Consider the following 896-nt stretch of genomic DNA (forward strand, 5'->3'; position numbering starts at 1 on the left):
ACGGAATACAGCGCTTCGCTGCCGAAGGTGATCGCCACGATCAGCAGCACCGCCAGGATCAGCACTACCAGCAGCCGACCGAACTTGGGCGACCCGTCAGTACCGGAGGGCTGCTCATCGGGATGGTTCATCGGGCTCTTGCCCGGATCGGAGATAGTCAAGATCAGTCCTCAAGGAATCAGGATGGTGGAGCCGGTGGTCTTGCGGGCTTCCAGATCGGCGTGCGCCTGGCCGACGTCCTTCAGCGCGTAACGCTGATTGATGTCGATGTTGACCTTCTTGGCTTCGACCATGGCGAACAGGTCGCCGGCGGTGGCGTTGAGCGCCTCGCGCGTGGCGACATAGTTGCCCAGCGACGGACGCGTCAGGAACAGCGAACCGCGCGAGGCCAGCTCGCTCACGCCGAACGGCGACACCGGGCCGGAGGCGTTGCAGCAGGATGGTCTCGCCGCCCTTCAACGGATAGGTCTGGCGCAACAGGTATTGCACGGTCATGCCTTGCAGCATCATCGCGGCGGCGGTGTCGAAGCTGATCGAATCGGGCAGCTTGACCAGGATGTCGGCAGGCATCACGCGCGCTTCGGCGTAAGCGCCGTTGGGACGACGCCGCATTCGGTGCGCACCCATCCGACCGATGAACATCTGCTGACGCTGTTCTTCGCCATGGGCGCGGCCGACGACTGGACGCAATCGGTGCATCTGGACAGCGGTTCGACGTATCATAGTCTGCGCATGGACGCCTTCGCATTCGGTTCGCAGTCGTCCATCCTCGCCGATTTGCCTGCTGCGGCATAACCCGTCCTGAAAGACATCGCTTGAACAAACTGCGCGAAATCGAATGCTTCATCGCCGTGGCCGAACTGGGCAGCTTCGTCAAGGCGGCCGACGCGCTGAAT

Annotated in this window: 2 protein-coding genes and 1 pseudogene; 2 read left to right on the forward strand and 1 reads right to left on the reverse strand. The window is 62.6% G+C overall.

Features of this window, described 5'->3' with window-relative positions; genetic code table 11:
• Positions 1-170: 170 nt before the first annotated feature.
• Positions 171-603, reverse strand: a pseudogene (locus HLUSI_RS31640) (zinc-binding dehydrogenase); the annotation flags it as partial.
• A 12-nt stretch (positions 604-615) separates the two neighbouring features.
• Between HLUSI_RS31640 and HLUSI_RS31645 the strand changes: the two are divergent.
• Both HLUSI_RS31645 and HLUSI_RS34150 read left to right on the forward strand, forming a co-directional pair.
• Positions 616-795: a hypothetical protein gene (locus HLUSI_RS31645; protein ID WP_016834514.1), complete on the forward strand. Its 180-nt coding sequence runs from the start codon at positions 616-618 to the stop codon at positions 793-795.
• 20 nt (positions 796-815) lie between these two features.
• Positions 816-896, forward strand: an 81-nt coding sequence (locus tag HLUSI_RS34150; RefSeq protein WP_238534000.1) for a LysR family transcriptional regulator, incomplete at its 3' end; no start/stop codon positions are given.

Origin of the sequence: Herbaspirillum lusitanum P6-12 (assembly GCF_000256565.1) — a bacterium.
Classification (GTDB): Bacteria; Pseudomonadota; Gammaproteobacteria; order Burkholderiales; family Burkholderiaceae_D; genus Herbaspirillum; species Herbaspirillum lusitanum.